The sequence below is a fragment of the Sphingomonas sp. Root710 genome, assembly GCF_001429065.1.
In the GTDB taxonomy this organism is placed as follows: Bacteria; Pseudomonadota; Alphaproteobacteria; order Sphingomonadales; family Sphingomonadaceae; genus Rhizorhabdus.
The window spans coordinates 1-4,998 of sequence record NZ_LMIB01000011.1; the positions used below are offsets into that span (position 1 = coordinate 1).

General features: G+C 63.8%; 3 protein-coding genes. All 3 read left to right on the forward strand.

All coding sequences use genetic code 11. The features are described 5' to 3' along the window. The first annotated feature begins 377 nt into the window (after positions 1 to 377). A complete protein-coding gene (locus ASE00_RS09935) occupies positions 378 to 1,289 on the forward strand; it encodes a LysR family transcriptional regulator (protein WP_056379814.1) in 912 nt (303 codons plus the stop codon). Positions 1,290 to 1,442: 153 nt separating this feature from the next. Further along, complete coding sequence (locus ASE00_RS09940) at positions 1,443 to 3,833, forward strand: TonB-dependent receptor (RefSeq protein WP_056379817.1); 2,391 nt, start codon at positions 1,443 to 1,445, stop codon at positions 3,831 to 3,833. Positions 3,834 to 3,984: 151 nt separating this feature from the next. Continuing rightward, the gene (locus tag ASE00_RS09945) at positions 3,985 to 4,740 is read left to right on the forward strand and encodes an SDR family oxidoreductase (protein ID WP_056379819.1); all 756 of its coding nucleotides are present in this window, start codon (positions 3,985 to 3,987) and stop codon (positions 4,738 to 4,740) included. Positions 4,741 to 4,998: the final 258 nt, after the last annotated feature.

Consider the following 4,998-nt stretch of genomic DNA (forward strand, 5'->3'; position numbering starts at 1 on the left):
CTGCGCGTTGACCGGCGGGCTGTCGAAGGTGACGAGCGCGATATGGTCCGCGATCTCCACGCGCATCTTGGTCAGCTCATACATCGACGCCGCTCTCCACAAATCCGTCTCTCGCATCCAGCCGCAGCGGCCTGCGCGTTGACCGGCGGGCTGTCGAAGGTGACGAGCGCGATATGGTCCGCGATCTCCACGCGCATCTTGGTCAGCTCATACATCGACGCCGCTCTCCACAAATCCGTCTCTCGCATCCAGCCGCAGCGGCTTGCTCTCCGCGGCCACTGATGCTTTCCGGCAAATCTTAGGATTGGGGTACTCATAGCACTAGTAACATATGCCGTATTTCAGCTATGCTCCTTGGGACATGAGGGATCGCCATAATGACCGAAGATAGCCGCGACCTCGCCGGCATGCGATTGTTCGTTCGTGTTGCCGAAAGCGGAAGTCTTTCGAAAACCGCACAGATGCTCCAGACGACGCAGCCGGTGATCAGCCGCCGGATCGCGGCCGTCGAAAGCGCGTGGGGCGGGCAGCTGTTCCACCGGACCGGCCGCGGCGTGATGCTGACCGAAATGGGCGAGCGCGCCCTGCCGAAGGCGCGCGAACTTCTCGAGCAGGCGGACCTGCTCGCTGCCCAGATTTCCGGCACCACCAGTTCGCCCGGCGGCGTCGTCCGCATCGCCACCTTGTCCTCGATCGCCGCGCTGATCGTCCCGCCCTTTCTGGAGGGGCTTCGCCAGCGTCCGTCGGACGTCAGCGTGGAGATCGTCGAAGGCAATTCGGGGCAGATCGAGGAGTGGCACGCCGAGGGCCGCTTCGACATCTCGATCTTCTATCGCTACGGGCGGCCCCAGCAGCTTGAAACGCCGCTGGCGACGGTCGACTCCTGCCTCGTCGGACGCGCGGACGATCCCCTGCTCGATGCGCCTACGATATCGTTCAAGCGCCTGGATGGGCTGTCCTTCGCCCTGCCGCCCCGCCCGAACACGACCCGCAATATCCTCGACGTGGTCTCCAGCCGCCAAGGCGTCGACATCAACGTCGTCATCGAACCCGCGTCGATCCATCTTCAGACATTGGTTGCTGGACAGAAGGACCATTACACGATCCTCCCGCGCTTCGAGGTCGAGCAGGCTATCCAGGACGGTCGCCTCAAGGCGGTGCGGATCGTCGACCCGCCGCTGGTCCGCATCATCGTCGCGAGCCAGGCGCTGCACCGGCCGCTGAGCGCCGCCGCGCGCGAGATGTTTGGCTTCATCCAGACGGTCGTTCGGGAAGCCCTCCCGAAATAGCGTCCGGCTTTTGGACTGATATGCGGACCGGCGCATATCTGAAATATCTTCTCTGCTAGTTCCGGCATGGCGCCTTTTAACCTACCTCCTCGCCGACCCAGAAAGTCCTTCAGCAAATCGAAGGCGAAAAACTAAAGTCAGGGAGGGTTTGTGATGAAATCGCTACGCCAGACACGTCCGGTCATCTGCGCCATCGGGGCCTATGTCCTCGCCGGGCTCGCCACCACCGCCTATGCGCAGGACAGCGGCGCCCATGTCGCGTCGGCAGGGCAGGCTTCCGAGGATGACGCGCGCGGTGCTGCGCCCGAGGACATCGTCGTGACGGCCCGCCGCTCCGCCGAGCGCCTGCAGGACGTGCCCGTCGCGGTGACCGCGATCACCGAGGCCCAGCTCGAGGCGACCCAGCCCCGCACGCTGCAGGACCTGACCACCGCCGCGCCGAATGTGAACATCGGCCCGTCGGGTGGCGGCGCGAGCGCTGCCGCGATCTTCATCCGCGGCCTGGGCTATTCGGATATCGAGAAGGGGCAGGCCCCGTCGGTGGGGCTGCTGATTGACGATGTCGTGATCGGGCCCAATACCGGCCAGCTGATCGACGCCTTCGATATCGATCAGGTCGAAATCAACCGCGGCCCGCAGGGCATCTTCCAGGGCCGCAACACCATTGGCGGCTCGGTGAGCGTCCGCCGCTCGCGCCCGACCAAGGAATGGGGCCTGCGCGCTTCGGTCGGCGCGGGCAGCTTCGGCCAGATCGTCGGCAAGGCGATCGCCAATGCGCCGCTGGGCGACAATGCCGGGATCAAGATCGGCGCGTCGCATCGCCGCAACCACGGCTATCTGGAAAATGTCTATACCGGCGACGATCATGTCGGCGGCGACAAGATGACCACCGGCACGCTGGCCCTCAGCTGGGAAGCGACCCCCGATCTCAACATCCTGGCGACCGCCGATTATGTGCGCCAAAATGGTGACGGCACCCCCAATCAGTTCGGCAGCGTCCTGGCGGGGCAGTTGCTCGGCGGCATCGGGCTGACCTTCAATGAGATCGGCGTCCCCTATATTCCGGGGGTGACCCAGCCGCTGACCAAATATCAGGTCGCGACCGACTTCCCGACCTCGTTCAAGATGACGCAGCACCGCTACAGCCTGCAGCTCGACTGGAAGACGCCGATCGGCGACCTTGCGTCGATCACCGCCTATCTCGACCAGAAGGACCGCTTCGTCCATGACGGCGACTCGAGCTGCGGCAGCGATCTTCAGGGCCTTGGCTGCCCCATCCTCGCCAACCCCTTCCTGCCGGTGCTGCACTTCAACCGTCCGCAGGATTACTGGCAGTTTTCGCAGGAAGCCCGCCTGACCAACGACTTCGGCCCGGCGAAGCTCATGGTCGGCACCTACTACGCCAAGAGTGAGAACAAGGCGACGCAGCTGACCGCGAATCTGATCCCCGGCGTTCCGGTGAATCAATATCAGACCGGCCAGTTCTCGACCGAGAAGAATGAGAGCATCTCGGGCTTCGCGAACATCGACGCCGATGTGACCGACCAGGTGCAGGTGTCGATGGGCGCCCGCTATCTCCACGAGAAGAAGGACTTCCAGAACCGCTTCGCGACGATCTATAACGCGACGGGGCCGGTCGACACCACGCTGGTGGCGTTCGGCGGCAGCAAGTCTTGGAACGCACTGCTCACGCGGCTGTCGGCGACCTATAAGGTGACGCCCAACAACGTCTTCTATGTGAGCCGTTCCGAAGGCTTCCGTTCGGGCGGCTTTTCGCCCCGCGGTTCGCTGTCCGAGCAGGACCCGTCGCAGAACAACTATTCGCCCGGCGCCAATTATTCGACCTTCGAGCCCGAGACGAATGTCAGCTATGAGATCGGCTATAAAGGCGTCCTGCTGGATCGTCAGCTGACCCTCAATCTCGCCGCCTTTTCCGGCGTGCTGAAGGACCACCAGATCGTGTCGTTCGTGGTCGCGCCGAACTATGGGCCGGGCAGCAACACCTATGTGATCAACGTCCCGAAGATCAGGAACAAGGGTATCGAGGCCGAGGCCACGTTGCGGCCGCGGGCGATCGACGGACTGTCGCTGCAGGGGCAATTCTCCTACCTCGACGCGAAGGTGACCGACGGCCGCATCCCCGGCGCACTGTTCGGCATCGGGCCGGGCGGCCAGGCGGGAACGCCGGGATCGACCGCCGATATCACCGGCGATCCGCTCGAACGCGCGCCGAAATACACCTATGGCATCCGGGCGGACTATGTCGCGCCGGTGGGGCCGGGCGAGGCGGGGCTCAACGTCGGTTACAAGTGGCAGAGCCGCTATGTGGTGAGCACCGGCACGCTGTTGGGCAAATATGACTATCAGTCGTCCTACGGGACGCTGGACGGGTCGATCTCCTACAGCTGGAACGGCTACAAGCTGATCGTGTCGGGCAAGAACCTGACCAACAAGGCCTATCGCAGCTACAGTCTCCCCTCGGTCTTCTACCAGGGATGGGCCGAGCCCCGTTCCTTCTTCGTCGAGTTCCAGGCGAGGTTCTGATCGCTGACGGAAGACCGAATGGTGAAGGCCGGGCTGATGATCAGGCCGGCCGGACCCCTGGGTGGCGCTTCGGCGCCACCTTTTTGTTCGAGGCCCCATCCGCTTGGGGGGCTGCTCCGGAAGCCAAAGTTCATGCGCGGAGATAAGTGAAATGGGCAGATTGCAGGACAAGGTTGCGATCATCACGGGCGGCAATGCGGGTATTGGCCGGGCCGCGGCGCGGCTGTTCGCACAGGAAGGCGCATCGGTCGTCGTCGCGGCCCGGCGTGAGGATGAGGGCCGCGCGGTCGCCGAGCAGATCGTCGCCGATGGCGGCAAGGCGATGTTCGTGCGGACCGACGTTTCGATCGCGAAGGATCACCAGAACCTCGTCGACGCCACGGTGGACGCATTCGGCAGGCTCGATCTGGCCTTCAACAACGCCGGCACCGAACAGTTCGGCCAGACGATCGTCGAACTCGACGAGGGCGAATGGGACCGGGTGATCGAGATCAACCTGAAGGGCGTGTTCCTGGGGCTCAAATATCAGATACCGGCGATGCTGGCGTCGGGCGGCGGCGCGATCGTCAACACCTCGTCGGTGGGCGGGCTGGTCGCCACACCCGGCCTGTCGGCCTATCAGGCGTCGAAGTTCGGGGTGATCGGCCTGACCAAGGTCGCCGCGCTGGAATATGCGCAGCAGAATATCCGGGTGAACGCGATCTGCCCCGGCGCGACGCGCAGCGCGATGTTCGACCGCTGGGTCGCCGATCCCGATGTCAACGCCCGCGTGCTCGCGGCGCACCCGATCGGCCGCTTTTCCGACCCGAGTGAACAGGCCGAAGCGGCGTTGTTCCTGCTCAGCGACAACGCGTCCTATCTGACGGGGGTCGCCCTGCCGGTCGATGGTGGCATGACGGTTCCATAGGATATGCTTGTAAGGGCATAGCTGAAATACGGCGCATGTCACTAGTGCTATATGTGCCGGGCTTTTAGGATTTGAGCATTGAAATGGCGGCGGCTGTGAGGCGCACGATCGAGCGCCAGCCCGTGCTGGACATGATTTGGGGAGAGCGGCGTCGATGTATGAGCTGACCAAGATGCGCGTGGAGATCGCGGACCATATCGCGCTCGTCACCTTCGACAGCCCGCCGGTCAACGCGCAGAACTTCACCTTCCAGGAGGG

Coding starts and splice junctions, on each gene's coding strand:
- ASE00_RS09935 (WP_056379814.1), top strand. CDS start 378: ATGACCGAAGATAGCCGCGACCTCGCCGGCATGCGATTGTTCGTTCGT.
- ASE00_RS09940 (WP_056379817.1), top strand. CDS start 1,443: ATGAAATCGCTACGCCAGACACGTCCGGTCATCTGCGCCATCGGGGCC.
- ASE00_RS09945 (WP_056379819.1), top strand. CDS start 3,985: ATGGGCAGATTGCAGGACAAGGTTGCGATCATCACGGGCGGCAATGCG.